Origin of the sequence: Micromonospora sp. NPDC049004 (assembly GCF_040649315.1) — a bacterium.
In the GTDB taxonomy this organism is placed as follows: Bacteria; Actinomycetota; Actinomycetes; order Mycobacteriales; family Micromonosporaceae; genus Micromonospora.
The window spans coordinates 426845-453132 of record NZ_JBEZFG010000002.1 but is presented as its reverse complement, the minus strand read 5'-3'; the positions used below and the strand labels follow the sequence as shown (position 1 = coordinate 453132).

26 protein-coding genes are annotated in these 26288 nt (G+C 72.5%); 15 read left to right on the top strand and 11 right to left on the bottom strand.

Translation table 11 applies throughout. The features are described 5' to 3' along the window. Positions 1-2: 2 nt before the first annotated feature. The 5 genes from AB0B97_RS06845 to ccsB are packed head-to-tail and all read left to right on the top strand — an operon-like array spanning position 3 to position 4678. A complete protein-coding gene (locus tag AB0B97_RS06845) occupies positions 3-650 on the top strand; it encodes a histidine phosphatase family protein (RefSeq protein WP_234587777.1) in 648 nt (215 codons plus the stop codon). Next, positions 650-1219, top strand: a complete 570-nt coding sequence (locus tag AB0B97_RS06840) for a TlpA disulfide reductase family protein (RefSeq protein WP_234587774.1) — start codon at positions 650-652, stop codon at positions 1217-1219. The genes AB0B97_RS06845 and AB0B97_RS06840 overlap by 1 nt, the downstream gene beginning before the upstream one ends. Then, entirely contained in the window at positions 1219-2046 is an 828-nt protein-coding gene (locus AB0B97_RS06835; protein ID WP_234587772.1) for a cytochrome c biogenesis protein CcdA, read from the top strand. The genes AB0B97_RS06840 and AB0B97_RS06835 overlap by 1 nt, the downstream gene beginning before the upstream one ends. Continuing rightward, the gene (locus tag AB0B97_RS06830; protein WP_234587770.1) at positions 2046-3701 is read left to right on the top strand and encodes a cytochrome c biogenesis protein ResB; all 1656 of its coding nucleotides are present in this window, start codon (positions 2046-2048) and stop codon (positions 3699-3701) included. Before AB0B97_RS06835 ends, AB0B97_RS06830 begins: the two co-directional genes overlap by 1 nt. Then, the gene (gene ccsB / locus AB0B97_RS06825) at positions 3701-4678 is read left to right on the top strand and encodes a c-type cytochrome biogenesis protein CcsB (protein ID WP_357491282.1); all 978 of its coding nucleotides are present in this window, start codon (positions 3701-3703) and stop codon (positions 4676-4678) included. The genes AB0B97_RS06830 and ccsB overlap by 1 nt, the downstream gene beginning before the upstream one ends. Before the next feature lie 70 nt (positions 4679-4748). On the opposite strand, the gene AB0B97_RS06820 is transcribed toward ccsB, so the two are convergent. From AB0B97_RS06820 to AB0B97_RS06810, 3 genes are all read right to left on the bottom strand, one after another. Then, positions 4749-6110: a hypothetical protein gene (locus AB0B97_RS06820; protein ID WP_357491280.1), complete on the bottom strand. Its 1362-nt coding sequence runs from the start codon at positions 6108-6110 to the stop codon at positions 4749-4751. Between the two features lie 73 nt (positions 6111-6183). Beyond that, positions 6184-6459 carry a hypothetical protein gene (locus AB0B97_RS06815; RefSeq protein ID WP_357491278.1) on the bottom strand — a complete coding sequence of 92 codons (276 nt, stop codon included), beginning with the start codon at positions 6457-6459 and terminating at the stop codon, positions 6184-6186. Positions 6460-6639: 180 nt separating this feature from the next. Then, a complete protein-coding gene (locus AB0B97_RS06810; RefSeq protein WP_357491276.1) occupies positions 6640-7116 on the bottom strand; it encodes a MarR family winged helix-turn-helix transcriptional regulator in 477 nt (158 codons plus the stop codon). A 74-nt stretch (positions 7117-7190) separates the two neighbouring features. Here AB0B97_RS06810 and AB0B97_RS06805 point away from each other — a divergent pair, with 74 nt between their 5' ends. Beyond that, a complete protein-coding gene (locus AB0B97_RS06805) occupies positions 7191-7745 on the top strand; it encodes a carboxymuconolactone decarboxylase family protein (protein WP_357491274.1) in 555 nt (184 codons plus the stop codon). Positions 7746-7749: 4 nt separating this feature from the next. On the opposite strand, the gene AB0B97_RS06800 is transcribed toward AB0B97_RS06805, so the two are convergent. After that, on the bottom strand, positions 7750-8625 hold the full coding sequence (locus AB0B97_RS06800) for an alpha/beta hydrolase (protein WP_357491272.1): 876 nt from the start codon (positions 8623-8625) through the stop codon (positions 7750-7752). A 292-nt stretch (positions 8626-8917) separates the two neighbouring features. On the opposite strand from AB0B97_RS06800, the gene AB0B97_RS06795 reads away from it, so the two are divergent. Both AB0B97_RS06795 and mqnP read left to right on the top strand, forming a co-directional pair. After that, positions 8918-10378 (top strand): menaquinone biosynthesis decarboxylase, encoded by a 1461-nt coding sequence (locus tag AB0B97_RS06795; protein WP_357491270.1) that lies wholly within the window; start codon positions 8918-8920, stop codon positions 10376-10378. Beyond that, positions 10378-11289 carry a menaquinone biosynthesis prenyltransferase MqnP gene (mqnP, locus tag AB0B97_RS06790; protein WP_357491268.1) on the top strand — a complete coding sequence of 304 codons (912 nt, stop codon included), beginning with the start codon at positions 10378-10380 and terminating at the stop codon, positions 11287-11289. The genes AB0B97_RS06795 and mqnP overlap by 1 nt, the downstream gene beginning before the upstream one ends. On the opposite strand, the gene AB0B97_RS06785 is transcribed toward mqnP, so the two are convergent. After that, on the bottom strand, positions 11286-12248 hold the full coding sequence (locus AB0B97_RS06785) for a terpene synthase (RefSeq protein WP_357491266.1): 963 nt from the start codon (positions 12246-12248) through the stop codon (positions 11286-11288). The two genes, mqnP and AB0B97_RS06785, sit on opposite strands and share 4 nt — an antisense overlap. Positions 12249-12409: 161 nt before the next feature. On the opposite strand from AB0B97_RS06785, the gene AB0B97_RS06780 reads away from it, so the two are divergent. Further along, a complete protein-coding gene (locus AB0B97_RS06780; RefSeq protein WP_357491264.1) occupies positions 12410-13039 on the top strand; it encodes a UbiX family flavin prenyltransferase in 630 nt (209 codons plus the stop codon). A gap of 100 nt (positions 13040-13139) precedes the next feature. Here the strand turns inward: AB0B97_RS06780 and AB0B97_RS06775 are convergent, their stop codons facing one another. Beyond that, positions 13140-13406: a BldC family transcriptional regulator gene (locus tag AB0B97_RS06775; RefSeq protein ID WP_007454516.1), complete on the bottom strand. Its 267-nt coding sequence runs from the start codon at positions 13404-13406 to the stop codon at positions 13140-13142. A 269-nt stretch (positions 13407-13675) separates the two neighbouring features. Here AB0B97_RS06775 and AB0B97_RS06770 point away from each other — a divergent pair, with 269 nt between their 5' ends. The 3 genes from AB0B97_RS06770 to AB0B97_RS06760 are packed head-to-tail and all read left to right on the top strand — an operon-like array spanning position 13676 to position 16144. Next, positions 13676-14134 (top strand): Lrp/AsnC family transcriptional regulator, encoded by a 459-nt coding sequence (locus tag AB0B97_RS06770; RefSeq protein ID WP_234587753.1) that lies wholly within the window; start codon positions 13676-13678, stop codon positions 14132-14134. 56 nt (positions 14135-14190) lie between these two features. Next, positions 14191-15021: an SDR family oxidoreductase gene (locus AB0B97_RS06765; protein ID WP_357491261.1), complete on the top strand. Its 831-nt coding sequence runs from the start codon at positions 14191-14193 to the stop codon at positions 15019-15021. 31 nt (positions 15022-15052) lie between these two features. Then, complete coding sequence (locus AB0B97_RS06760; RefSeq protein WP_357491259.1) at positions 15053-16144, top strand: PLP-dependent cysteine synthase family protein; 1092 nt, start codon at positions 15053-15055, stop codon at positions 16142-16144. 72 nt (positions 16145-16216) lie between these two features. On the opposite strand, the gene AB0B97_RS06755 is transcribed toward AB0B97_RS06760, so the two are convergent. From AB0B97_RS06755 to AB0B97_RS06740, 4 genes are all read right to left on the bottom strand, one after another. After that, positions 16217-16837, bottom strand: coding sequence for a putative glycolipid-binding domain-containing protein (locus AB0B97_RS06755; protein WP_234587810.1), 621 nt, complete (start codon positions 16835-16837; stop codon positions 16217-16219). A gap of 108 nt (positions 16838-16945) precedes the next feature. Continuing rightward, positions 16946-18784: a DEAD/DEAH box helicase gene (locus tag AB0B97_RS06750; protein ID WP_357492060.1), complete on the bottom strand. Its 1839-nt coding sequence runs from the start codon at positions 18782-18784 to the stop codon at positions 16946-16948. A gap of 361 nt (positions 18785-19145) precedes the next feature. Further along, the gene (locus AB0B97_RS06745) at positions 19146-20912 is read right to left on the bottom strand and encodes a hypothetical protein (RefSeq protein ID WP_357491257.1); all 1767 of its coding nucleotides are present in this window, start codon (positions 20910-20912) and stop codon (positions 19146-19148) included. Positions 20913-21024: 112 nt separating this feature from the next. Continuing rightward, on the bottom strand, positions 21025-22563 hold the full coding sequence (locus tag AB0B97_RS06740) for a C40 family peptidase (RefSeq protein ID WP_357491255.1): 1539 nt from the start codon (positions 22561-22563) through the stop codon (positions 21025-21027). Between the two features lie 237 nt (positions 22564-22800). On the opposite strand from AB0B97_RS06740, the gene mqnE reads away from it, so the two are divergent. The 3 genes from mqnE to AB0B97_RS06725 all read left to right on the top strand — a co-directional run bounded on the left by mqnE (position 22801) and on the right by AB0B97_RS06725 (position 24772). Then, complete coding sequence (gene mqnE, locus AB0B97_RS06735; protein ID WP_354853815.1) at positions 22801-23970, top strand: aminofutalosine synthase MqnE; 1170 nt, start codon at positions 22801-22803, stop codon at positions 23968-23970. Between the two features lie 23 nt (positions 23971-23993). Further along, positions 23994-24431 (top strand): hypothetical protein, encoded by a 438-nt coding sequence (locus tag AB0B97_RS06730; RefSeq protein WP_357491253.1) that lies wholly within the window; start codon positions 23994-23996, stop codon positions 24429-24431. 62 nt (positions 24432-24493) lie between these two features. Continuing rightward, on the top strand, positions 24494-24772 hold the full coding sequence (locus AB0B97_RS06725; RefSeq protein ID WP_357491251.1) for a DUF4229 domain-containing protein: 279 nt from the start codon (positions 24494-24496) through the stop codon (positions 24770-24772). Positions 24773-24881: 109 nt separating this feature from the next. Here the strand turns inward: AB0B97_RS06725 and AB0B97_RS06720 are convergent, their stop codons facing one another. After that, positions 24882-26219, bottom strand: a complete 1338-nt coding sequence (locus AB0B97_RS06720; protein ID WP_357491249.1) for a C39 family peptidase — start codon at positions 26217-26219, stop codon at positions 24882-24884. Positions 26220-26288: the final 69 nt, after the last annotated feature.

The following is a 26288-nucleotide window of genomic DNA, read 5'->3' as shown; positions in this document are numbered from 1 at the left end:
CGGTGAGCAAGACGGTGGTCCACGTGCTCCGGCACGGCGAGGTGCACAACCCCGACCAGATCCTGTACGGGCGGCTGCCCGGTTTCCGCCTGTCCGAGCTGGGCGTGCAGATGGCCAAGGCCGCCGCGCAGGGGTTGGCCGATCGGGAGATCGTGCACGTGGTGGCCAGTCCGCTGGAGCGCGCCCAGCAGACCGCCGAGCCGATCGCCGCCCAGTTCGGGCTGCCGGTCGGGGTGGACGAGCGGCTGATCGAGAGCGCCAACTGGTTCGAGGGCAAGAAGGTCTCCCCGGGTGACGGGTCGTTCCGCGACCCGCGCAACTGGTGGGTGCTGCGCGACCCGGTGACGCCGTCCTGGGGTGAGGCGTACCGGGTGATCGCCGAGCGGATGTTCGCCGCCGTGCACGCCGCCCGGGTCGCCGCCGAGGGCCGCGAGGCCGTGCTGGTGTCGCACCAGCTCCCGATCTGGACGCTGCGCCGCCACGTCGAACGCAAGCGGCTGTGGCACGACCCGCGCAAGCGGCAGTGCGGGCTGGCGAGCCTCACCTCGTTCCACTTCGACGGCGCGAAGGTGGTCGGCATCGGCTACAGCGAGCCGGCCGCGCACCTCATCGCCCTCTCCGCGACAGCCCGGACGGCCAAGGGGGCCTGATGACCGCCCGGAGGTGGACCGCGGGTCTGCTCGCCACCGTCGCAGCGGTGGCGCTGGTCGGCTGCACGTCGTCGAAGGGGCAGGAGAAGACCTGCTCAACCACCTCCGACGGCATCATCGAGTGCGCACCGGACCAGCGTTCGGCCCCTCCGAAACTCGCCGGTGAGCTGCTCACCGGCGGCACCTACGACGTCAACCAGGCCCGCGGCCAGGTCGTGGTGGTCAACTTCTGGGGCTCCTGGTGCGCGCCGTGCCGCGCCGAGGCCGACGACCTGGAAGCCACCTACCAGGCCACCAAGGGCTCCGGGGTGAGCTTCCTCGGCATCAACGTGCAGGACCAGCGGGACAAGGCCAAGGCGTTCGAGGAGGGCCGGGTCACCTATCCGAGCCTCTTCGACCCGTCCAGCCGTCTGGCACTCGACCTGGACATCCCGCCGAACACCGTCCCGGCGACAGTGGTGCTCGACCGGGAGGGCCGGGTCGCGGTGGTGATCCGCGCCGCCGTCAAGCAGGAGGGCCTGCAACCGATCGTCGAGCGGGTCGCGGCCGAGAAGCCGGCGCCGAACTGATGGGTGAGACCTTCAAGGAGTTGGCCCAGAGCGGGCCGCTGGTGCTCGCGATCGGCGCGGCGGCGCTCGCCGGGCTGGTCAGCTTCCTCTCCCCGTGCGTGCTCCCGCTGGTCCCCGGCTACCTGTCGTACGTCACCGGCCTGGCCGGCGCCGACCTGGAGGGCCGCCGCCCGGTGACAGCTCCCGCGCCCGCCGAGACGACCGGCGGGGGTGTCGCGGTCCGGGAGCGGACGGCGCCGTCGGCGGCGGTCAAGGGTCGGGTGCTCGCCGGCACCCTGCTCTTCATCGCCGGCTTCACTGTCGTCTTCGTCGCCACCGCGATCCTGTTCGCCGGCATCGGTCGGGTCTTCTTCGACTACAAGCGCGAACTCCAGATCGGCATCGGCGCGCTGATCATCGTGCTCGGCCTGGGCTACCTCGGCATGATCCCCGCCCTGCAACGTGAGTTCCGGATCTCCCGGCTGCCGTCCGCCGGCCTGCTCGGCGCACCCGTGTTCGGTGCGGTCTTCGCGCTCAGCTGGGTGCCGTGCACCGGTCCGACCCTCGGCGCGGTGATGGGCATGGCCGCCACCAGTGGTCAGAGCGACCGCGCGGTGGTGCTCGCCGTGGCGTACTGCCTCGGGTTGGGGATACCGTTCGTCGTCTTCGGGCTGGGCTTCCAGCGCCTGCTCGGAGTCTTCCGTGCCATCCGGCGCAACAGCCGCTGGGTCACCCGGGTCGGCGGCGCCCTGCTCATCCTGATCGGCCTGGCGCTGGTCACCGGCGGATGGCAGAGCTTCGTGATCTGGTTGCAGACCACCGTCGGGGTGGGCGAGGTGAGCATCTGATGACTGTCGTCGACGACCGACCGGAGGCCGAGGCCCCGGCGCCCCGGCGCCGGCCCAACCGGCTGCTGGCCCTGCTGCGCAACTCGTGGCGGCAGCTCACCAGCATGCGTACGGCGCTGATCCTGCTCTTCCTGCTGGCCATCGCCGCGATTCCCGGTTCGGTGCTGCCGCAGCGGGGGATCAGCCCGGAGAAGGTCAACCAGTACTTCGTCGACCACCCGGACTGGGCCCCCCGACTGGACCGGATCGGCGCGTTCCAGGTCTTCGGTTCGGTCTGGTTCTCCGCGATCTACCTGCTGCTGTTCACGTCGCTGATCGGCTGCATCACGCCCCGGCTGCGCGACCACGTCCGGGCGCTCCGGTCCCGGCCACCTGTCGCGCCGAAGCAGCTGGCGCGGCTGCCGCAACACGCCGTACTGCAGGCCCCGGCCGGTGGCGCGGCCGCCGTCGCCGAGGTGTTGCGCAAGCGACGCTGGCGGGTCGAGGTCCGCGGCGACGAGGTCTCCGCCGAGAAGGGCTATCTCAAGGAGACCGGCAACCTGCTGTTCCACACCTCGCTGATCGCGGTGCTGATCGGTGTCGCGCTCGGCTCGTGGTACGGCTGGAGCGGCAACCGCCTGCTCGTGGCCGGCGCGGACAACGCGTTCTGCAACACCCGCCAGCAGTACGCCGAGGCCAAGCTCGGCCCCCGCGTCGACAGCGGGGACCTGCCCCGCTTCTGCCTGCGGCTGGACGACTTCCAGGCCCGGTTCCTGCCGTCCGGCCAGCCGGAGTTCTTCAATGCCCGGGTGACCGTCGACGGTCCGGACGAGCCGACCCGTAGCGCGGACTTCTCGGTGAACTCGCCACTGCGACTCGCCGACGCGAGCGTCTACCTGCTCGGCCACGGGTACGCCCCGGTGATCCGCTACACCGACCGGTTCGGCAACAGCCAGGTCAGTGACGAGCCGTTCCTGACCACCGGCGACATGGGCCTGACCAGCGAGGGACTGGCGGCCTTCCCGGACGCGAACGTCGACCCGGCCACCGGCAAGCGGACCCCTGGTGAGCAGATGGCGTTCACCGGCATCTACCTGCCCACCGCGCCGCAGCAGGCCCCGTTCGTCCGCTCGGAGTACCCGACCGAGCGCAACCCGGCGCTGAACCTGGTCGCCTACCGGGGCAACCTCGGCCTGGACGCCGGCATCCCCGGCTCGGTCTACCAGCTCGACCAGCGGCAGGTGCGCAACGGCAAGGTCAAGGAGATCGGCAGCAAGCTGCTGCGCAAGGGCGAGAAGTGGACGCTGGATGACGGCACGACAGTCGAGTTCCTGGGCACCGAGCGGTACGTGACGCTCTCCGTCCGGCACGACCCGGGCTCGACGCCGCTGCTGGTGAGCTGCGGCGCGCTGCTGGTCGGGCTGATGGGCTCGCTGTTCGGCCGGCGCCGCCGGGTGTTCTTCCGGGTGGCACCGGCCGACCCGGCGAATGGATCTCCGACGGGCGGTAGTAGCTTGATGGAGGCCGGTGGGTTGCCACGCACCGACTATCCAGGGTTCGCCGACGAGTTCGCCCAGCTCGTCACCGCTGTGAGCGGTGCCGACGGGGCTGCCGAGCGGGCCGGCACCGACGCTGACTCCAGCGACCGGGCCGGTGTGCGAGAAGGGACCGAGTGATGTCCGCGCTCTCCGACAATCTGGTGACCTTCGCGATCCTGACGTACCTGATCGCGATGATCAGTCACGCCGTCGAGTACGCGCTGGGCAACGCGCGTACCCGGGTCGCCGTGGCGTCGCCCGCCCGCGAGCTGGTGGGGGCGGGGGTCGGCGGTGGCGGCGGCGTCCTCCCGGAGCCGCCCGCGCCGGTCCCACCGACTGCCGACGGCGCGGCGCGTCGGGCCCGGATCGCCGGCCTGGTCGCGGTGGCTGCCACCGCGCTGGCCGCCGTGCTGCACCTCGCGGCGCTGGTCACGCGGGGTCTGGCCGCCGACCGGATGCCCTGGGGCAACATGTACGAGTTCGTGCTCACGGTGACGTTCATCGGGGTCGCGGCCTGGCTCGTGGTGCTCTGGAAGCGGCCGTCGCTGCGCAAGCTCGGGCTGTTCCTGACCCTGGTGATGGTGCTGCTGGTGGCCACCGCCGAGCTGGTCCTGTACGTGCCGATCGTGCCGCTGGTGCCAGCCCTGAACTCGTACTGGTTCGTCATCCACGTCTCGACGATCGTCTTCGCGTCCGGCATCTTCCTGCTCGGCGCGGTGCCGGCGGTCGGCTTCCTGATGCGCAACGGGTACGAGCAGGGCAAGCGGAGCTTCCCGTACACCCTGGCGAAGCGGCTGCCGCCCGCGGTCAGTCTGGAACGGCTCACCTTCACGCTGCACGCGTTCGCGTTCCCGATCTTCACGTTCGCGGTCATCGCCGGCGCGATCTGGGCCGAGGCGGCCTGGGGCCGGCCGTGGGGCTGGGACCCGAAGGAGACCTGGGCGTTCATCTCCTGGGTCGTCTACGCCGGCTACCTGCACGCTCGCGCCACGCCCAGCGTGAAGCGCAACGTGGCCACCTGGATCGCGGTGCTCGGCTTCCTCACCATGCTGATGAACCTGTTCGGCGTGAACATCTTCTTCACCGGCCTGCACTCGTACGGCGGGCTGAACTGACAGCTGTCGACGACGCGCGGGCCGGCCACGGATTCGTCCGTGACCGGCCCGCCGTCTTTCGGTGCCCTGGTCAGCTCACGGTCACCGGGGCGATGTCGTTGCTCGGGTCGTCGTCCACGCGCGGGTAACGCTGGTACGGCTGGACCTCGCCGGGTGTACCGGAGAGGCTGTCGATGCGCAGGTCGAACGCGACGGTACGGCTCGTCCCGGCCGGGAACACGGACCCCGGCCCGTTGCAGTACCAGGTCGTCGGGGCGTCCCCGGCGCTCTCCTCGTCCCCGTTGAGCCAGCAGCCCGACGGGTTGCCGAGCACTGTGGTGCCGGCCGGCGGCACGAAGAGGAAGGCGCCGACGCCGTCACCCGAGTTGGTGGCGTCCGGGACACCGGGGCCCTCGTTGCGCAGGCCCACCGTGACCCGCACGGTGTCACCGACGGCCCCGGTGACTGTCGCGCCCTGGGCGACGATGTCGAAGGCGCCCTGGACCTTGCGCAGGTAGGTCTGCCCGCCAGCGCCGGTCACCTCGACCGGGATCACGTCGAGCGGCCGTCCGACGGCCCGCAGCCGCAGCGCCTGGTCGGCCTCGCGGTGCGCGAGTTTCACACCGCTCGGCAGCGGCCCGGCGGTGGTCAGCGGCTCCACGATCTGCGTGATCCGCTTGTCGCCGAGGGTGGCCGGGCCGACCGTGGTGGCAAGCCCGCCGCGCAGCTCGTGCCGCTGACCCGGCGCGAAGGTGCCCCGCACGGTGCAGACGGCCACTGTGGCGAGCACCCGGTCGGTGCCGTACCGGCAGTTGCGGTAGCTGGCGGGCGTCAGACCCACCGGGAAGCGCATGGTGAGCCGCAGGTCCACGGTCGGCTGGTCGCCGGCGTTGACCACGACCACCGGGACCTGGCGCGTGTCGCCCACCTCGACGCCCGAGACGTACTCGTCGACCATGTCGAGCAGGGCGGGCCCGGACCGCACGGTGATCGTCGCCTGCTGGGCGTACGCCTCGGTCTGCTCGCCGAACGCGGTGTAGTCGAGCGTGCCTGTCGCGCCGTCGGCGGCGCCGGGAGCGGCCCGGAACACCACCGGCACGGTGCCGGTGAGCGTGCCGAACTCGTCGACGGCCGTCGGGGGCATCGGGCAGGTCGTCGAGGTGCCCGCGGTGACGCACCCGGCGGGGAAGCTGGCGGTGGCCACGCCGGCCAGACCGGCTAGGTCGATGCTCACCCGGGGCTCGGTGGCGCCGGTGCTGGTCAGGGTCAGCGAGACCGTCCGGGCGGGAGCGCCGGGACCGCCCACCGTCACGTCTTCCAGCCAGGCGTTGACCCAGCCGGGGTCGTCGACCGCGAGGGCGGGTGCTGCCGTCGCACCGACCCCCGCGGCGGTCACGACCAGCGCGGTGAGCCCGCGCAGGAGCCGGCCACGCGTAACGCGCACAGATCTCATCGATCTCCTTGGTGAGGGTGAGCCGGTCGGAAGAGGCCGGAGTTGCTGCCGCCCCGACCGGGCACCCCTGATCCTAGAGATCACCTGTGACAGTTCTCGATCCGTCGATCGGTGCGCGACCACCGTCGAAACGGGCCCCGCCGCGCGGCTGCGACCCGGGTCGCCAGAGGCGCAACGCCCGCTCGACCTGGATGGTGACCTGATAGGACACCTCGGGCAGGTCGGCCAGCTCGATCCGCTCGCCCCGCAGCGCCACCTGCGCGTGCAGCTCCCGGGCGATGGTGTCGCGCAGCTCGACCAGCAGGGGCGACAACCCGTCCGGATCGCCGACCACGTACGCGTCCGACATGCCTCCAGCCTGCGCTGCGGTTCGGCCGTTGCGCCACGAACGGTGAGATGTGTCCGCAGGGCTTGACCCGCCTTGATCCACACCACATCGGGGAGGTGGGGGTGTCACGCCGCCGGCAAACCGCCACCTCGCCGATGTGGTGTCGATCAAGGGCCGCAGCGCCGGCGATCCGGGGTGGGGTCAGCCGCCGAACCAGCCCGGCACGTCGAGGCGGAACCAGTTGGCCGAGGCCATCGTGCGCAGGTCGTCCTCCAGGGCGGCGACGCGCTCCTCGCCCAGCGCCTCGGCCCACTTCTCGCGCAGCCGGTCGAAGGTCTCCGCCGAGCGGCGTAGCCCGTCGGCGCCGTGTTCGGTCACCCGGACCAGCCGGCGGCGGGCGTCGGACGGATCGTCGACCCGTTCCAGGTAGCCGACGGCTACCAGCCGGTCGACCGTCTTGCCGGCGGCCTGCTTGGAGATGCCCAGCCGTTGGCCCAGCTCGGTGGCCGTGGTGCCGTGCACCCCGACGGCCTGCAACACGAAGCCGTGCAACGGGCGCAGCTCGGGGTGCCCCTGCCGGGCCAGTTCGGCGTGCAGGTCGTCGATCAGGGTGCGGAAACCGGCCAGCAGCAACAGCGGGAGCTGGAATCCGGGCCGGGCGGGATCAGAGGTTGCCATGTTCGACAACCACGTTTACTATTTCGTCAACCACGTTGACCATCTTACGGCGTACGCCGTGGAAGCAGGTAACCATGTCCGTCTTCACCGTCCACACCGCCGAGACCGCACCGACCGCAGCCCGCCGGACCGTCGAGAGCGTGCGCGGCCGGTTCGGCTGGCTTCCCACCGGGGTGGGGCTGATGGCCGAGTCGCCGCAGCTGCTCAACGGCTTCCTCGCCGCCAGCGCCGGATTCGAGCAGACCAGCCTCGCGCCCGTGGAGCGGGAGGTGGTCATCCTGACCGTCTCCACCTCCCACGAATGCCACTTCTGCGTGGCTCTGCACAGCGGCAAGATCACTGAGCTCGGCGCGAGCGCCGCGCTGATCACCGCGCTCCGCGCCGGCGCGGAGCTGCCCGAGCCGCGGCTGGAGGCGCTGCGCCAGTTCACGCTTGCCGTGCTCACGCACCACGGCGCGGTGCCCGACGAGGAGCTGGAGGCCTTCCTGGCCGCCGGCTACCAGCCCCGGCAGGCGCTGGACGTGGTGCTGGGCGTCGGGGCGTACACCATGTCGACCTTCGCCAACCGGCTCACCCGCGCACCGCTCGACCCGCCGCTGGCCGCCCACGCCTGGACGCCCGCCGCCTGACCGGTCATTTCGCGCCGAGGAAGTCGCGCAGCAGGGCCAGCATCTCGTCCGGGCGTTCCTCGTACAGCCAGTGCCCGCAGTCGTCGATCACCTCGCCGCGGACCGTGTCGGCGTACCGGCGGACCTGCTCGGCGACCTGTCCGCCGAGGCTGGCCGACGCGCCGACGGCCAGCACCGGCATCGTCAGCTTCGTGGCCCGGTACGCCGCGTTGTCGACGATGTCCTGATCGAACGCCCGGAAGTAGGCGAAGCTGGCCCGCAGGTGCGCCGGGTCGCGCAGGTGGCGGGCGAACTCCTCGATGTCGGGCGCGGCGATGCTGCCCTTGCGCACCATCAGGGCATCGGTGAACCGGTCCACCCAGAGCGACTCGCGCCCCCGGACCAGCTCCTCCGCGAGCCCGTTGCCGATCGAGAAGAAGCCGAAGTTCCACACCCCCGGCCCGGCGGCGGTGAGCGCGGGGAACGTGTAGATGCTCTCGTCGGGGATCGGCGCCTCGGTGAGCGCCAGCCGGCTCACCCGCTCCGGATGGGCGGCGGCGTACGCGTACGCCACCATCGTCCCGAGGTCGTGCCCGACCACCCGCAGGTCACCGGTCAGGCCGAGCTGGTCGAGCAGTCCGTGCAGGTCGGCGGCGACGGTCTTCTTGTCGTAGCCGCCGGCTGGGGCGTCGCTGGCCCCGAAGCCGCGCAGGTCGGGCGCGACCACGTCGAAGGAGCGCCCCAGCTCGGGCAGCAGGTGCCGCCACATGTGCGAACACTGCGGATAGCCGTGCAGCAGCACCAGTGGCGGGCCGCTGCCGCCCCGGACGTAGTTCAGGGTGATCTCGCCGACCCGTGCCCGTTGCTCGGTGAACCCCGCCGGCACCGTTTCGCCGCCCATCGCTGCCTCCATCCGCCGGCAGCCCGGCTACCCGCTCAACCGCCCGCCACGCCCGGGAGATGTGGGTTGATCCACTCGCCTTTCTTGAAGTCGGGGCATCCGGGCAGCAGGGACACCCCGACTTCATGGATCCCGAGTGGATCTTGCGGTGGTGACCCGCCGAAGCGGGCGGTACGGCAGGGTCGATGCTCGCTGGTCGAGCCGATCTTGGATCGCCGCCGACCCGGGCCGTCGCGGGTGTCACAGCACCCGCTGTGGGTCGCCCCGGACCCGGTGCGGGAGACTGGGCGTCATGGCGGCTCGTGGCTTCCCGTACACCGATCTCAAGGACTTTCTCGCGGCGCTGGAGCGCGCGGGGGAGCTGCGCCGGGTCGACGTGCCCGTCGACCCGACCCTGGAGATCAGCGAGGTGGTCACCCGGACGGTGCGGGCCGGCGGGCCGGCGCTGCTCTTCGAACACCCCACCCGGGGCGAGATGCCGGTCGCGATCAACCTGTTCGGCACCGAGAAGCGGATGGCGATGGCCCTCGGCGTCGACTCGCTGGACGAGATCGGCGAGCGGATCGGCGCGATGATCAAGCCGGAGCTGCCGGTCGGTTGGTCCGGCATCCGCGAAGGCCTCGGCAAGGTCATGCAGCTCAAGTCGCTGCCCCCACGCAAGGTCAAGACCGCGCCCTGCCAGGAGGTCGTCTACCGGGGCGACGCCGTCGACCTGGGCCGCCTGCCGGGGCTGCAGGTCTGGCCCGGCGACGGCGGGATCTTCCACAACTACGGGCTGACCCACACCAAGCACCCGGAGACCGGCAAGCGCAACCTGGGCCTCTACCGGCTCCAGCAGCACGGCCGCAACACCCTCGGCATGCACTGGCAGATCCACAAGGACTCCACCGCGCACCACGCGGTCGCCGAGCGGCTCGGCCAGCGCCTGCCGGTCGCGATCGCGATCGGCTGCGACCCCGTCGTCTCGTACGCGGCCAGCGCGCCGCTGCCCGGCGACATCGACGAATACCTGTTCGCCGGGTTCCTGCGCGGCGAACGGGTGGAGATGGTCGACTGCCTCACCGTCCCGTTGCAGGTGCCGGCGCACGCGCAGATCGTCCTGGAGGGCTACCTGGAGCCCGGCGAGCGACTGCCCGAGGGGCCGTTCGGCGACCACACCGGCTACTACACGCCCGTCGAGCCGTTCCCGGTGCTGCACATCGAAGCGATGACCATGCAGCGCGACCCGGTCTACCACTCGATCGTCACCTCGAAGCCGCCGCAGGAGGACCACGGCCTCGGCAAGGCCACCGAGCGGATCTTCCAGCCGCTGCTCAAGCTGATGATCCCGGACATCGTCGACTACGACCTGCCGGCCGCCGGGGTGTTCCACAACTGCGCGATCGTCTCCATCCGCAAGCGCTACCCGAAGCACGCGCAGAAGGTCATGAACGCGATCTGGGGCGCGCACCTCATGTCGCTCACCAAGCTGATCGTGATCGTCGACGAGGACTGCGACGTGCACGACTACAACGAGGTCGCCTTCCGCGCGTTCGGCAACGTCGACTACGCCCGTGACCTGCTGCTGACCGAGGGGCCGGTGGACCACCTCGACCACTCGTCGTACCAGCAGTTCTGGGGCGGCAAGGCAGGCGTCGACGCGACCCGCAAGCTGCCCACCGAGGGCTACACCCGAGGCTGGCCGGAGGAGATGACCATGGCCCCGGAAGTCGCGGCCCTGGTCGACAAGCGCTGGAAGGAGTACGGGATCTGATGGCCGTCCTCGACGCACCCGTGGAGAAGCCGGGCCGGGTCAAGTCCTTCCTCAAGCTCGTCGCGATCGAGCACTCGGTGTTCGCGCTGCCGTTCGCGTACCTGTCGGCGCTGACCGCCATGCAGGTGAACGGCGGGCACGTGCGGTGGCTCGACCTGCTGCTGATCACCGTCGCGATGGTCGGCGCGCGGACGTTCGCGATGGCCGCCAACCGGATCCTCGACCGGCGCATCGACGCCCGGAACCCGCGTACCGCCGGACGGGAACTGGTCACCGGGGCCGTGAGCGTGCGCACGGCCTGGACCGGCGCGGCCGTCGCGCTCGTGGTGTTCCTCGTCGCCGCCGCGCTGCTCAACCCCCTCTGCCTGGTGCTGGCGCCGCTCGCCGTGGTGCCGCTGGTCGTCTACCCGTACGGCAAGCGGTTCACCAACTGGCCGCACGCCATCCTCGCGATCGCCCAGGCGGTCGGCCCGGTCGGCGCCTGGCTCGCGGTCACCGGCACCCTGGACGGCTCCTGGCCGGCCTGGCTGCTCGGCGCGGCGGTCGGCCTGTGGATCGGCGGCTTCGACCTGATCTACGCCTGCCAGGACTCCGAGATCGACCAGGAGATCGGCGTGCACAGCGTGCCCGCCCGGTACGGCCGGCGCTTCGCCCTGCACGCCTCCACCGTGGCGCACGTGGTGACGTTCGCGCTGTTCATCTGGTTCGGCGCGCTGGTCGGCTTCGGCTGGCTCTGGTGGATCGGGCTGGCGTTGACAGCTGTCGCGTTCGGCTACCAGCACCTGGTGGTCAGCCCGACCGACCTCAGCAAGGTCAACCGGGCGTTCTTCACCGCCAACGGCTTCGTCGGCATCGCGCTGTTCGTGTTCGCCCTGCTCGACCTGGTGATCCGCCTCGACCTGCGCGGCTAGGCGTTGGTCGGGTAGCGGGCGCTCTCCAGCGTCCAGTCGATGGTGCCGCGCACCGCGTACGCGACCCCGTCGAGATGGTCGGTGACCGCCTCGTCCAACGCCGGCCCGAACGACGGCACGGCGGCGCGCAGCGCCACGAACTGTCGCATCGACTCCCGCCAGCGCTCGGCCACCCGGTCGACCGCCTCCGCCGCCGACACGCCCTGCTCGGCCTGCGTGGCCAGGACCAGGTTGTGCCCGCCCGAGGTGGCCCGGTCCCGGTCCAGCGAGGCGACGTCGTTGTACCAGGAGAGCAGGTCGTTGCCGGTGCGCGCGATCTGCCGCAGCAGCGGGTGGTGGTAGACCGGGTCGGGCAGCGGTCGGCCGCTGACGAACTCCACCAGCGGGTACGACACCTCCGCCGCCGACGTTTCCCGGCGCAGCTCGACGTACTCGCCGACGCTGGGCCGGCGGCCGGCCTCCTTGTTGACCGCCTCCCGCCAGGTGCCGTCGAGGTGCCGGGCCACCGCGTCGGCGAAGCGCAGGCGCCACCGGGCCGGCATCCGTCGGCGCGGCTCCCGCCAGGCCAGCACCAGCAGCCGCCGCAGCGGACCGGTCAGGCCGCCGTGCCGCAGCCGGGGGCCGTCGTGCAGCAGTGCCAGCGTGCCGTCGCGCAGCGCCCGGATCTGCGCCGGATCGAGCCGGTTCGGCCCGTCGCACGCGTCGTCGACGAGGAAGAACCAGGTGAAGAGAGCGGTCAGCACCCGCAGGTCGGCTTCGCTGGCGTCCGGGTAGAGCCGCCCCGCGTACCGTGCGAAGCCGCCCCGGGCCAGCCGGTGCAGGGCGGCGTCGTCCAGCGGCAGACCCAGCTCGGGCAACAGACCGAGCAGCCACTGTTGGACCCGGTCCGCGTGCGGTGAGAGCCGGGCAGGAATCGGGCACTCGGCGCGCAGCGCCCAGAGGACCTCGCCGGTCGTCACCCCTGCCTCCCGCGCGATCTGCTTCCGGCGCGAATCGCCACCGGCAGCATGTCAGGTCGCCGGGACGAGCAGATACCCGCCCGGACATCTCGGACGGCTCGCGTCGAGGAGATCGCGGGGGTGCCCACCGGCGTGCGACGCCGACCAGGCAGGCTGAGGGCATGCGGGAACCATGGGTGGTCGGAGTCTCCGGAGCCTCCGGCACGCCGTACGCGGCGGCCGTCGTCGGCGGGCTCCTCGACGCGGGCGAGCCGGTGGACCTCATCGTGTCCCGGGCGGCACGGCTCACCGTGCTCGACGAGACCGGACGGTCGTTCCGCGACGCGCACTGGGCCGAGGACCTCGCCGCCTGGCTCGGCCGGGACCTGACCGACGCGGACGTGCGGCACTGGCCGGCGGGTGACCTGGCGGCCGGGCCCAGCAGCGGCTCCTACCGGGTACGTGGAATGGCAGTGGTGCCCGCGAGCACGGCAGCCTGCGCGGGCATCGCGATAGGGCTCTCCAAGGACCTGCTGCAACGCGCCGCCGAGGTCAATCTCAAGGAGCGTCGACCGGTGGTGGTGGTGCCCCGGGAGACGCCGGTGACCCGCAGTCACCTGGAGCATCTCATCGCGTTGCACGACGCCGGCGCCGTGGTGCTGCCGGCCAGCCCCGGCTTCTACGGCGCGGGCGCGGCGGCCAGCGCGCAGCAACTTGTCGACTTCGTGGCCGGCAAGGTGCTGGACGCTCTCGGCGTGCCACACACCCTGTTCCGCCGCTGGTCCGGCGAGCTGGGCGCGGCCCGGCGCTGAGCCGTCGGCTCAGCCCGTTCGGCCCGGACGCCGCACGGGTCGTCGCAGCGGGACGCGGACCGGACTGGTGTCCGGTCCGCCTGACGTTGTCCGCACCAGTTCAGTACATGCCGGCGTTGGCCGGACCCGGCCCGGTGGAGGCAGCCGGACCCACGTTGCGTGGCTTTCCGACCTCGTCCACCTCGTCCAGCATGCCCTCCCCCTCAAGCAGGGCCCGCACCTCGGATTCCCGAAACCGGCGATGCCCGCCTGGAGTCCGGATGCTTCCTATCCGGCCGGCCGCCGCCCATCTCGTCACAGTTTTCGGGTCCACCCGAAACAGCGCGGCGACCTCACCCGGTGTCAGCAGGCGATCTCCAGTGTCCACAGCCCCCTCCTCGCGTCGACGAAGCCCCTGGCTGAACACACTGCCCCCGGCTGGTGCGAGCCCAGAGCCGTCATGAGGGACGTATGGCAATTACAGCACCAGGGACCTGGCCTGTCCGCCAAACGCGAAAAATGCACTGACTGGGAAGTTAGTAAATGGTACTGGTGCAACCCCTACCTAGACCGTCAGTTTATGAACAGTTACTCACTGTTCTGACCAACGGATGCCGAAGGCATCGCGTTACGCCCAACCCGTTAAGGTCACTCTCCGTGGACGCCATCGACCTGAGCCTCGTCGACCTGCTGCGGGGCAATGCCCGCCTCTCGTACGCCGAGCTTGCCCGGCAGGTGGGCCTCTCCGCCCCCGCCGTGCACGAACGCGTCGGCAAGCTGGAGAGCAGCGGCGTGGTCCGGGGCTACCGCGCGGACGTCGAACCCGAGGCGATCGGGCTGGGCGTCACGGCGCTCATCGGCATCGTCGAGGACTCCGGCGCGGACTCCGACGACATGCTGGAGTCGCTGCGGGTGCTGCCCGAGATCGAGTCCTGCTACTTCATGGCCGGCGTCGAGTCGTTCCTGCTCAAGGCCCGGGTCGGCACGATCGCCGAGCTGGAGCAGCTCATCGTGCGGCTGAACCGGACCCCCGGGGTCGCCTCCACGCGCACCGCCATCGCCCTCTCCACCAAGTGGGAGAACCGCCCCCAGGCGGTCGGCCCGCAGCCCGCCTGACCCTGCTGCGCCACGTACCCCTGGTGTCGTGCCGCGCACGGCGGTAGCGTGCGCCGATGACCTCGCCGGAACGCGGCGCCGCAGTGGTGACCGGGGCCGCCGGCGGCCTGGGCCGCGCCGTCGCCGCCGCGCTGCACGCCGACGGCTGGTCGGTGCTGCTCACCGACCTCGACCCGGCCGCGGCGGCAGCAGCCGCCGTGCCGTTCGGTGGCTGGTCGGCCGCACTGGACGTCCGCGACGAGGCCGCGTGCGCCGAGATCGCGGCGCACGCCGCGAGCCGGGGCGGCCTCGGCCTCTGGGTCAACAACGCCGGCATCCTGGTCACCGGCCCCTCCTGGGAGCACGACGGGCCGACCCGCCGCCGCGTGCTCGACGTCAACGCGCTCGGCGCCATGAACGGCACACTCGCCGCGCTGGCGGTCATGCGCGGCCAGGGCCACGGCCACGTCCTGAACATCGTCTCGCTGGCCGGGCTCATCGCCGCACCCGGCGAGACGGTGTACGCCGCCAGCAAGCACGCACTGCTGGCATTCAGCCTCGGCACCCTGTCCGACCTGCGGATGGCCGGGTACCGGCGGGTGCACGTCTCCTGCCTCTGCCCGGACGGCATCTGGACCCCGATGCTGCACGACCGGCTGGACGATCCGGGCGCGCTGGCCTCGTTCACCGGGTCGATGCTGACCCCGCAGCGGGTGGCCGCCCGGGCGGCCCGGCTGGCCCGCCGGCCCCGCCCGGTGGTCAGCCTGCCCCGCTGGCGGGGCGCTCAGGTCCGGCTCCTGGACGCCCTGCCCCGACTCGCCGTCGGACTGAATCCTCTCGTTGAGGCCGTGGGTCGGGCCGGGCAACGCCGACAGTCACGCCGGTCGACGCCTCCGGACCGCGGCTGAACGCCGCCGGCCTGCTTGCTAGGTTTCCCGCGTGACTCATCTCGACCGGTGCGACGAGGCCAGCCGCAGCTGGGTGACCGAGGCGATCGCCGCCGTCGAGGCGGACGCGAACCGCTCGGCCGACACCCACCTGCTGCCGTTCCCCCTGCCCCGGGCCTGGGGAATCGACCTCTACCTCAAGGACGAGTCGTCCCACCCGACCGGCTCGCTGAAGCACCGGCTGGCCCGTTCGCTGTTCCTCTACGGCCTCTGCAACGGTTGGATCGGGCCGCGCACCACGATCGTCGAGGCGTCCTCCGGCTCCACGGCGGTCTCCGAGGCGTACTTCGCCCGGATGCTCGGGCTGCCGTTCATCGCCGTGATGCCCGCCTCCACCTCGCCCGAAAAGATCACGCAGATCGAGTTCCAGGGCGGCCGCTGCCACCTGGTGGACGACCCGGCGAGCGTCGTGGTCGAGGCCCGCTGGCTGGCCGAGGACTCCGGCGGCCACTTCATGGACCAGTTCACGTACGCCGAGCGGGCCACCGACTGGCGGGGCAACAACAACATCGCCGAGTCGATCTACGCGCAGCTGGGGCTGGAACGCCACCCCATCCCGGCGTGGGTCGTCGTGGGCGCCGGCACCGGGGGCACCAGCGCCACCATCGGCCGGTACGCCCGCTACCGCCGCCTGGCCACCAAGCTCTGCGTCGTCGACCCGGAGAACTCCGCCTTCTATCCGGCCTGGCTGGCCGCCGACTGGTCGGTACGCACCGGCAGGGGCTCCCGCATCGAGGGGATCGGCCGGCCCACCGTCGAGGCATCCTTCCTGCCATCGGTCGTGGACCGAATGGTCCAGGTGCCGGACGCCGCCTCGCTGGCCGCGATGCGCGCCGGCTCGGCGGTGCTCGGCCGGCGGGTGGGCGGCTCCACCGGCACCAACCTGTGGGGCGCGTTCGGCCTGATCGCCGAGATGCTCGCTGAGGGCCGGACCGGCTCGGTGGTCAGCCTGATCTGCGACGCCGGTGACCGGTACGCCGACACGTACTACTCCGACGACTGGGTGGCCGCCCAGGGGCTCGATCTGGCACCCCATGCCGCGACCATCGAGCGCTTCCTGACCAGCGGCGCCTGGCCCGCCTGAGCAGCGCGTTCCCGCCCGCAGGTCGCGCGGGCGCTGGTCTGCGAGCGGGCCCGATCTGGGCTGTCGGCCCGGTCACCGTGGGTCGATGCGCTCCGCCAGGCCGGGGTAGCGCACCACGTAGCCGTCGGCGTCCAGGTCGATGTCCGCCGTGAAGGTGCCGCTGGCGAACCGGACCCGGCCCGGCCCGAGCCCCGTGTAGATCTGCTCGGCCGGCACCACCTCCAGGCCGGGCAGCAGCACCCACGCGACGGTGATCCGGCGCGGCATGTCGGCCGGCCCGCTGGTCAGCCCGAGCCGGCGCACCGGCACGGCGTTGAACAGCGGCGAACCGCTCAGGTCGACGTCGAGCGCCTCGGCCAGGCGATCCGGGTCGTCGGTGCCCGGCAGGCCGGACCGGGGATGCCCGGCCCTGGTCAGCGCCGCGTCCAGGTCGCCCTGCTCGGCGGTGGTCACCCGCCACCGGGACGCCGCCCGCTCCAACGTCACCCGGCGCAACCAGCCCGACCCCTCGGCCTCGACCTCGACCCGGGCGGTGCTCCAGTCGGGCGCCGTGGCCAGCCGGTAGCGGGCGGTGAACGGAATCGGGTCCACGGCGAGGAGCGTGCCCCGCGCCGCCAACCCGTCGCCGTCGGTGAACAGAGCCTGCTCACTGCCGGCGGTGTCCGTCCGGGACCAGAAGATCGACTTCGCCATGGTCGCCATGAGCCGGACGTTACGCGACCGGACCGACATCGGCCACGGCATGCGAGAACGCCGCCGCGAAGCGTGCGCTCCGCGACGGCGTTCCGGTGGATCAGTGGATCAGTGGGTACGCGCCGCCGGCCGGCCGCCGCCGAAACCGCGACGGTCGTCGCGCGGCCGGTCGTCCCGACCGCGGCCCTCGGAGCGGTAACCACCCCGGGTGTCCCGGTCGGCGAAACGCCGCTCACCGGCCGGCCGGTCACCCCGGTCAGCCTGCGGCCGGTCGCCGAAGCGCCGCTCGCCGGTCGGCCGGTCGCCGTACTGCCGCTCGCCGGTGGGCCGGTCGCCGTAGCGGCGCTCGCCCTGCGGCCGGTCGCCGTACTGCCGGTCGCCCTGCGGCCGGTCGCTGAAGCGGCGCTCGCCGGTGGGCCGGTCGCCGTACTGCCGGTCGCCCTGCGGGCGGTCGCCGAAGCGGCGCTCGCCCTGCGGCCGGTCGCCGTACTGCCGGTCGCCCTGCGGGCGGTCGCTGAAGCGGCGCTCGCCGGTGGGCCGGTCGCCGTAACCCCGGCTGTCCCGATCGGCGTAGCGGCGCTCGCCGGTCGGTCGGTCGCCGTACTGCCGGTCGCCGGTGGGTCGGTCGCCGTAACGGCGTTCGCCCTGCGGACGGTCGCCGTAGCGGCGCTCGCCACTCGGCCGGTCGCCGAAGCGGCGCGGGCCCCCGGAACGGTCGTCGAAGCGGCGTGCGCCGCCGGAGCGGTCACCGAAGCCGCGAGGCTCCGCCTCCAGGCGAACCGGGACGCCGCTGGGCTCGCGGGCACCGATCAGCTCGGCCAGCGCCGGGTCGCCGAGCCGGACGCGGGTCTCGGCCGGCTCCACGCCGGCCTTCTCCAGCATGGCGAGGGTGGTACGACGCTGCTTGGGCAGCACCAGTGTGGCGACCGCGCCGGACTCGCCGGCCCGGGCGGTACGGCCGGCGCGGTGCAGGTAGTCCTTCGGGTCCTTCGGGGGGTCGACGTGCAGCACCAGGGTGACCCCGTCGACGTGGATGCCACGGGCCGCCACATCCGTGGCGACCAGGACGTTCATCCGGCCCTCACGGAACTCGGCAAGGGTCTTGGTCCGCATCCGCTGGGTCTTGCCCCCGTGCAGCCCACCGGCCCGTACGCCGACCGCCGCGAGCTGCTCGACGAGCCGGTCCACACCCAGCTGGGTGCGGGCGAAGACCATGGTCCGCCCGTCGCGAGCGGCGATCGACGCGGCCACCGGGAACTTCTCGTGCGGCGGGATCAGGAGCATGTGGTGATCCATGGTGGACACCGACGCGGTGGACGGCGCGGTGGAGTGGGTCACCGGGTCGTTCATGAACCGCTTGACCAGCGCGTCGACGTCACCGTCGAGGGTGGCCGAGAAGAGCAGCCGCTGACCGTTGGCCGGCGTCTTCGCCAGCAGTTCGGTCACCTCGGGCAGGAAGCCCATGTCGGCCATCTGGTCGGCCTCGTCGAGCACCGTCACCTCGACGTCGTCGAGCTGGCAGATGCCCCGCTCGATGAGGTCGCCGAGCCGACCCGGGGTCGCCACGATGATCTCCACGCCGCGCCGCAGCGCGTCGATCTGGCGGTCGTACGGAACACCGCCGACGGCGGTCTTGAGGAAGATGCCGACGGACTTGCCCAGCGGCACCAGGGCGTCGTTGACCTGCATGGCCAGCTCGCGGGTGGGCACCAGGACCAGGGCGCGCGGACGCATCGGCCGGGCCCGGTTGCGGTTGGCCAGCCGGGCGATCATCGGCAGACCGAAGGCGAGCGTCTTACCCGAACCGGTCTGCCCGCGGCCCAGCACGTCGCGGCCGGCGAGCGCGTCCGGAACGGTGGCCCGCTGGATCTCGAACGGGCTGGTGATGCCCTGCTGCGCCAGCGCGCGGACCAGCGGCTCGGGCAGGCCGAGAGCGGCGAAGGTCATCGGCTCGGTTGTCTCGGTCGGCTCGGCCTGCGCGGTCGCTGCCGGCGCGGTGCCGGCCTCGCTCGGGGCGACGTCGAGCTGCTCCCGGGCGGTGTCGGCCGCCGGGACTGAGTTGAAAACGGACGTAACGGTGCTGGGGTCAGCAGAGGTGGTCAACAAATGCCTTTCGAGCGGGGCGCATCTTCGCGATGGCCTGCCGCGGCTGTGCCGCCGGATCGCCCGCAAGATCGCCCAGGGGCGCGCACCACGCGCGCCGGGTCAGTGATCTCGACCAGTGTACGGCGGTTCGGCGAAGCCGCCAGCCGGTTGACCGACGGTAGTGGGCGGACTCACGGAAGCGCGAACCCGCCCGGTCGCCGGATCAGCCGTTGAGTACGCCGCCCACCAGGCCGTCCAGGGCGTCGTTCGCGAGCAGGACTACCAGCACGCTGATCCCCACCAGCAGCGCCAACGCGGCGATCAGGACGATCACCACCCGGGTGTTTCGCGACCGCTCGGCCGGCGTGTCCGACCAACCCTGGGCAAGGATGTGCCCGGTCAGCGAGCCGGAATTCTCCACCGCCGCGTTGGCCGGCAGGGCGATCGTGGCGAACCCCGGGCCCTCACCGCCGCCGTAGACGGTGCCCGCCAGGTCGGTGCCGCCGTCGCGCCTTGCGGCGGGCGGGCCCGCCGGCGCGTCCCGCCGGGCAGCGCCGCCCGGCGGCGTGGTCGTCCGGTAACCCGTGCCACCGGCCGCCGGCGTGCCGGCGGTGGACGGTGGCCAGCTCGGCAACGCGGGCGCGGGCACCACAGGTGGGGCCGAGACGGGCACCTCCGCCCGGGTGCTGCTCGTGGCCTCCGACGCCCGCGCGCCGCTCGGGGCGGAGGACGCGGCCCCCGACGTCCAGGCACTGCTCGGGGCCGACGACGCGGCACCCGACGTCCGTGCGCTGCTGGGGGCCGACCAGGCGGCCTCCGACGTCCGCGCGCCGCCTGGTGCCGGCGGTGCGGCATCCGGTGACGGCTGTGCCGCGGTCGGGGCGGCGTGCGGGGCGCTGACGGTTCGCGGTGCGGCGTCGGTCATGGACGGCCAGGCAGCCGGCGGCGCGGAGACCGGGGCGGTGGCCCGTACGCCCGGCGTGCCGATCGTCGCCGGGGGCGGCGGGAACGGTGGCGCCGGCATCGGACCGGGCGGCGGCGGTGGCGCGGGCACCGGCGGGCCGGACGGGGGCATCGGAGGCCCGGGGACGGGTGGTGTCGGCGGGCCCGGCATGGGCGGCAGCGGCGAGGGCGGCGGCACTGGTGGCCCGGGCACGGGCGGCACCGGGTCCGGCGGCGGCGTGGGGGAGGGGCCCGGGGTCGGCGACGGACCGGGCGGGTACGGACCCGGACTCGGCGCGGGCTCCGGGTCACCCGGCCCGGGGGGCGTCGGTTCCGGGGTCGGCGGCTCGGGAGGCTGCACCGGCTCGGGGGGCTGCACCGGCTCCGGAGGCTCGGTATTGACCGGCGCCGACCGGTAGACGGCGGACGTGCTGGCCCGGGAGTCCGGCGTGCCCTCGCTGCCGGCCACGACCCGGCTGTTGCCCGGCACCGTGGCGCTGGCGCGCGCCGGAGCCGTCGAGGCGGCCCGCTGGCCGGGCAGCGGGACACCTACCGGGCTGGCCGAGCCGGTCGCCCGGTAGGTGGTCGCGCTGGCCGGAGCGCTCGCCGGGAGATCGCCGGGCAGCGCTCCGACGGTCGCGACGCTCGCGCGGGCCCGCACCGGGGCCGCGACGATCGAGCCAGGGGCAGCGTCGTCCGGCGTCGGCTGCTCGACGTCCGCCTCGCTGGGCTGAGCGGTGGCAGCGTCGTCGGCGGGAGCGCCGCCGGTGCCGGTGTCGTTCGCGGCGTCGTCCTCTGGCGGGTCGGCCTTCGCGTCGCCGGGCGCGGCCTTCGCGTGGGATGCGTTGTCCGCCGCATCCGCGTCGCCGGGGGCGGCCTTCGCGTGGGGCGCGGCGGCCTCCGCGTCGTCTGCGGCGGCCTTCGCGTCGGGCGCGGTTGCCTGCGCGGGGGCCCGCCCGTCGAGCGTGGCGGGGGCTTCGCCGTCGAGCGGGCCGGCCTCCGTCAGTGCGGAGTCGACACTCTCCGCCGGATCTCTCTGCTCGGCCATCTCCGCCCTCCGCGCCACGCTCGCACCCGGCCCGTGACATCGGACCGGATGTGCCTGGTTGTCACCGTGCCACAGATCGCCCCGGGCGGACAGCCGGAGCCCGTGTGGCGGCTCAGCCAGCGGTGCTCGGGCTGTTCGTCGGGCCGTCGGTGGACGTCCCGCTGCGGCTGGTGGACGGCGTGGCGCTGGCGGAGGCCGACGCGCTGGCCGGTGGCGTGGTGGGTGGCGGCGGCGGGGTCTGCGGGGTGTTGGTCGGGCCGCCCGTCGGGGGCGGCGTGCTGCCGGTCGGCTTCGGGGTCGGGGTGCCGGTGGGCTTGGGTGTGGCCGTCCCGGTCGGCTTGGGCGTCGGCTTGGTGGTCGGCGTCGGCTTCGCGGTGGGGGTCGGCTTGGTGGGCGGGGTCGGCTTGGTGGTGGGGGGCGGCGGAAGGGGCACGTTCGGGGTCGGCACCGCGCCGATCACCCGGGTCGCGGCGTAGAGCCGGGACCAGCCGACCACCGAGATCTTGACCACGTCGCCGGTCGTGGGCGCCTGCACCATCTTGCCGTTGCCGATGTACATGCCGACGTGGTGGATCGTGGTCCAGCTGCTGCCGGAGGCGAAGAAGAGCAGGTCGCCGGGGAGCAGTGCGCTCTGCGGCACGGTGCGGGAACGGGTGGCCGCGTACTGGTCGCGGGAGACCCGGGGCAGGTCGAAGTAGTCGGCGCCCGGGGACCGGTACGCCGCCCACATCAGACCGGAGCAGTCGAACTCGTCCGGCCCCTCCTCCGACCACTTGTACGGGTCGCCGAGCTGGGCGAGCGCGTACCGGACGGCGGCGAGCGCCCGCGGGTGCGCGGACATCCCGCTGGTGTTCTGGCCGGCGACGTAGCCCGCGCCCAGCTGCTGCTCGGTGGCCTCCTGCTGACGCTCGATCTCGATCAGCTGGGCGGCGTTGTCCCTGCGCAGTTTGAGCAGGCCGGCCTCGGCGGTGCGCAGCGCCTTCTCGCCGGTGGCGAACTCGGCCTCGGCGGCGTCGACGGCGGCCTTGGCCCTGGTGTGCTCCTGGTAGGCGGACTGCTCGTTGGCGCGGGCCCGGGACAGCTCGCCGGCCACGGCGGTGGTCGCGCCCTCGACCTTCTCGCCACGGTTGATCCGCTGGAGCCGGCTCAACCCCTGGATGTCGTTGGCGAAGTCACCGGGCGGCAGGGCGGCGGCTGCCTTGACCGCGTCCGAGGCGGCCGCGTCGGCTGCCTGCTGGGCGCGGAGGAGGGCGTCCTGCGTGGTCGCCAGCACCTTGCCGGCGGCGGCGAGCTGGGCCTGCGCGTCGGTGCGTTTCTGCCGGGTCAGCAGGAGTTGGTCGCCGAGCAGGCCGACCTGGCTCTCAGCGGCGGCGATCTGGGCGGCCAGCGGGCCGGCGCCGATGTTGACCACCGGTGGGGTGGGGATGCCGGCGACGGGCGGGCTGCCGGGCAACTGCGGCGCCCCGATCGACGGCGGGCGGGCGCCGGTGTCCGGCACCGTCGCGGGCACGGCCGGATCGGCGTACGCGGGAGTGGCCAGCACGGCGGCGGCGATCGCGCCGAGCAGGGCTGCCCAGAGCTTCGGTCGCAGCACCGGCGAGATCACCGGGCTCCGTCGTCGCTGCCGCCGCCCGCGCCCGCTGTCGACCATTCCACTCCCCGTCCGGTGCTCGGCGCCGCGCTCGGTGGGCGCGGCCGTCGGGACGGTACCAGTGTGTGAGTTCCGCCCCACCTTGTCTTACCGCACGATGGCAGTGATGTCGATGCATCGGTGGGTTACGGGAGGCTGAGAGTCCGGTGAAGTGGATCGCTGCCGCCGACCGTGCCGCCGGGGCCACCGGAACGCCGACGTACCCTCGGGAGGGACCGCAGGTGGAAGGGACGTGCCATGGACGCCGGACTCAAGCGTGAGCTCGAAGCGAAGGTGTACGCCGGTGAGCGGCTGAGCCGCGAGGACGGCATCGCCCTCTACGACAGCGACGACCTGACCTGGTTGGGGCGGCTCGCGCACCACAAGCGCACCGAGCTCAACGGCGAACGGGTGATGTTCAACGTCAACCGTCACCTCAACCTCACCAACGTGTGTTCGGCGTCGTGTGCGTACTGCTCGTTCCAGCGCAAGCCGGGCGAGAAGGACGCGTACACGATGCGCATCGACGAGGCTGTCCGCAAGGCCAAGGAGATGGAGGATGAGCAGCTCACCGAGCTGCACATCGTCAACGGTCTGCACCCGACGCTGCCGTGGCGCTACTACCCCAAGGTGCTGCGCGAGCTGAAGGCGGCGCTGCCGAACGTCAAGCTCAAGTGCTTCACGGCGACCGAGGTCCAGTGGTTCGAGAAGATCAGCGGCCTGAGCGCCGACGAGATCCTCGACGAGCTGATGGACGCCGGTCTGGAGTCGCTGACCGGCGGTGGCGCGGAGATCTTCGACTGGGAGGTCCGGCAGCACATCGTCGACCACGCCTGCCACTGGGAGGACTGGTCGCGCATCCACGCCCTGGCGCACCGCAAGGGCATGAAGACCCCGGCGACCATGCTGTACGGCCACATCGAGGAGCCCCGGCACCGCGTCGACCACGTGCTGCGGCTGCGTGAGTTGCAGGACGAGACGGGCGGCTTCGCGGTCTTCATCCCGCTGCGCTACCAGCACGACTTCGTGGACTCGGCGGACGGCAAGATCCGTAACCGGATTCAGGCGCGCACCACGATGGCCTCGCCGGCCGAGTCGCTGAAGACGTTCGCCGTGTCCCGGCTGCTCTTCGACAACGTGCCGCACCTGAAGAACTTCTGGGTGATGCACGGTCTCTCGGTGGCCCAGCTCTCGTTGAACTTCGGTGTGGACGACCTGGATGGCTCGGTGGTCGAATACAAGATCACGCACGACGCCGACTCGTACGGCACCCCGAACACCATGCACCGCGACGACCTGCTGCACCTGATCTGGGATGCCGGGTTCCAGCCGGTCGAGCGGGACACCCGCTACAACGTGGTCCGGGAGTACGACAAGGCGCCGTCGCTGGCCGAGCGCCGCGCCGAGCCGCAGCAGGTCTGGGCCTGAGGCACCACGTACCCTCGCAGTCGATGACCGAGCAGCGTGGATCCGAGCAGCAGGGTGGGTTTCCCCGTCGGGACGCCGAGGGGCGCGTGCGTACCCTGGGCGACCTGCTCGGGGTGTGCCTGGCCGGCCTGGTCATCGGCGTGTTGGCGCTCGTGCTGTTCGAGTGGGCGTTCGCCTCGTTCGGTGCCGGCGACTTTGGCCACACCAACGGTTGGCTGGCGGTGATCCTGCCGGCCTGGCTGTTCTGGGACGACTTCCGGGCCTGGGACTTCGGCGCGGCCCGGGTGGCGGCGGCGTTCGTCGCGTTGGCGGTCGCGGTGCTCGTGGGGCTGCTGGTCGCCGGGCTGGCTGCCGGGTTCCCGCCGTTGCTGTCCGGGGCGTTGGGGGCGGCGGCGTTCACCGTGGCGTACGCGCTGGTCTGGTTTCCCGGCGTCCGTTGGCTGGCCCGCCGGACCGGCTGACCCGACCAGGTTGACTCTTCCGCCGGCACCGGCGGCTGACGGAGAGAACGGAAGTGGTGCAGGTGAGCGCGGCGGTCAAGTACACGCTGGGCCGGATCGGGCTGTTCGTCGCCGTGCTGGCGGGTCTCTGGCTGGTCGACATGAACGTGTTTTTGAAGCTGATGCTGGCGCTGGTCTTCTCCGCCGCCCTCTCCTTCTTCCTGTTGCGCGGCTGGCGCGACGAGATGGCCGGGGAGATGGCCAGTGCCGCCGAACGCCGCCGCACCGAGAAGGAACGCCTCCGCGCGGCCCTGGCCGGCGACGACGACCAGCCCGACGAGGCGGAGCGCCAGCAGCCGTAGGACCCCACCCCACCCCCCCCCCCCCCCGACAACCAGCGTCGATCATGAAGTTATTGCCGCGACACGCCGGGCGGTCGGGCAATAACTTCATGATCGACGGCGTCTGGGCTTACCAGTTGGTGGAGCCGGGGACCTTGGGCCAGGGCTTTGACAGGGGCTTGATCAGGTACGCGATGCCACCGGAGCCGCCGGAGACTCCGCCGGTGGCGTTGGTGCGCTTGGTCCGCAGCCAGATCTGCTCGAACTGCGCCCGCTTGTAGACGTTGCGCACGACGTCGTTGCTGGACGACGCGGGGTCGTTGACGATGACGTCACCGTCGGCGGTGAAGCCGACCACCACGAACAGGTGCCCGGAGGTGCCGTAGTTCGCCCCGTCCAGCTCGCTGGCGAGGAAGGACTGGCTGGTCACCACGGGGATGCCGGCGGCGATGAAGCGCTCCAGCTCGTCCAGCGAGTGCAGCCGGGTCACCCGACCCTCCAGGCCGGGGTAGCTGGCCGCGTACGCGGTGTTGAACGGCCAGTTGCCGGCGCCGTCGTACGCGTAGTCGAAGGTCATCCGGGCGGCGTGGTTGACCGTCGGGTCCGGGTAGGTCGGGTCCACCCAGGAGGTGTCGGCCTCCGAGGGCTTGCGCCCCCAGTACTCGACGACCATCTCCGTGGAGGTGGGCGAGCACCAGGCCTCGCCCCCGCCGTCGTACTCGGGGTAGTGGCCCTTGTGGACGTTCTGCGAGTAGCGCGGCACCGGCAGCTCGACACCCCAGGCGATGTGCCCGGCGCTCGGCGGCACGGTGAACCGGTCCGGCACGGTGGAGCTCATCGCGCCGAGCATCCGCACCACCGGCGCGGCGGTCTGCCCCGGCGCGCGGTAGAGGGTCAGCCGCAGCTGGTACGACCGCAGCAGCACCCCGGCGTCGGCGTCGTCGATGCTGAAGGTGTCGGTCCAGATCGTCGACCAGGGGTCACCCTGCTTGTTGACACTGGTCCGCTTGATGTCGGTGTCGCCGGAGGCCCAGCGGCCCATGACGTACCACGGGGTCTGGTCGCCGCTGGTGTAGCTGCCCTGCATCTCCACCTGGATCCAGGTGCCGGCGGGGGTCTCCGCGTTCCAGGAGGCGATCAGCTCGGTCGCGTCGAAGCCGATCCGGGTCACCGGCGAGGTCCAGGTGCCGTACTCCCAGGTGCGGGTGGTGCCGGTGTGCGGGTCGGCGTACTCGATGGTGCCGGCCGGGCGGGCCAGGGTGACGCCCGCCCGCGCGCCGGGCACGACGCGGGTGCCGTCCCGGCTACCCCGGTGCCAGTCGGCGGGGCCGGACCAGTCCTGGAAGGTGATCTGCTCGTCGTGGGTGGGGGCAGGCGGCCGGGCCGCCGTCGCGGGGGTCGCGGTGGCGAGCAGGGTGAGCGCGCTGACGCCGGCGAGGGCGGCCGCGTGCAGGCGGGAGGAGGCCATGGGTGCTCCGCGGGTGTCGAGTGGGGGCATCGTCGCTGGTCAGTGTTCCGCTTGGAGGGAAGTTTCGCC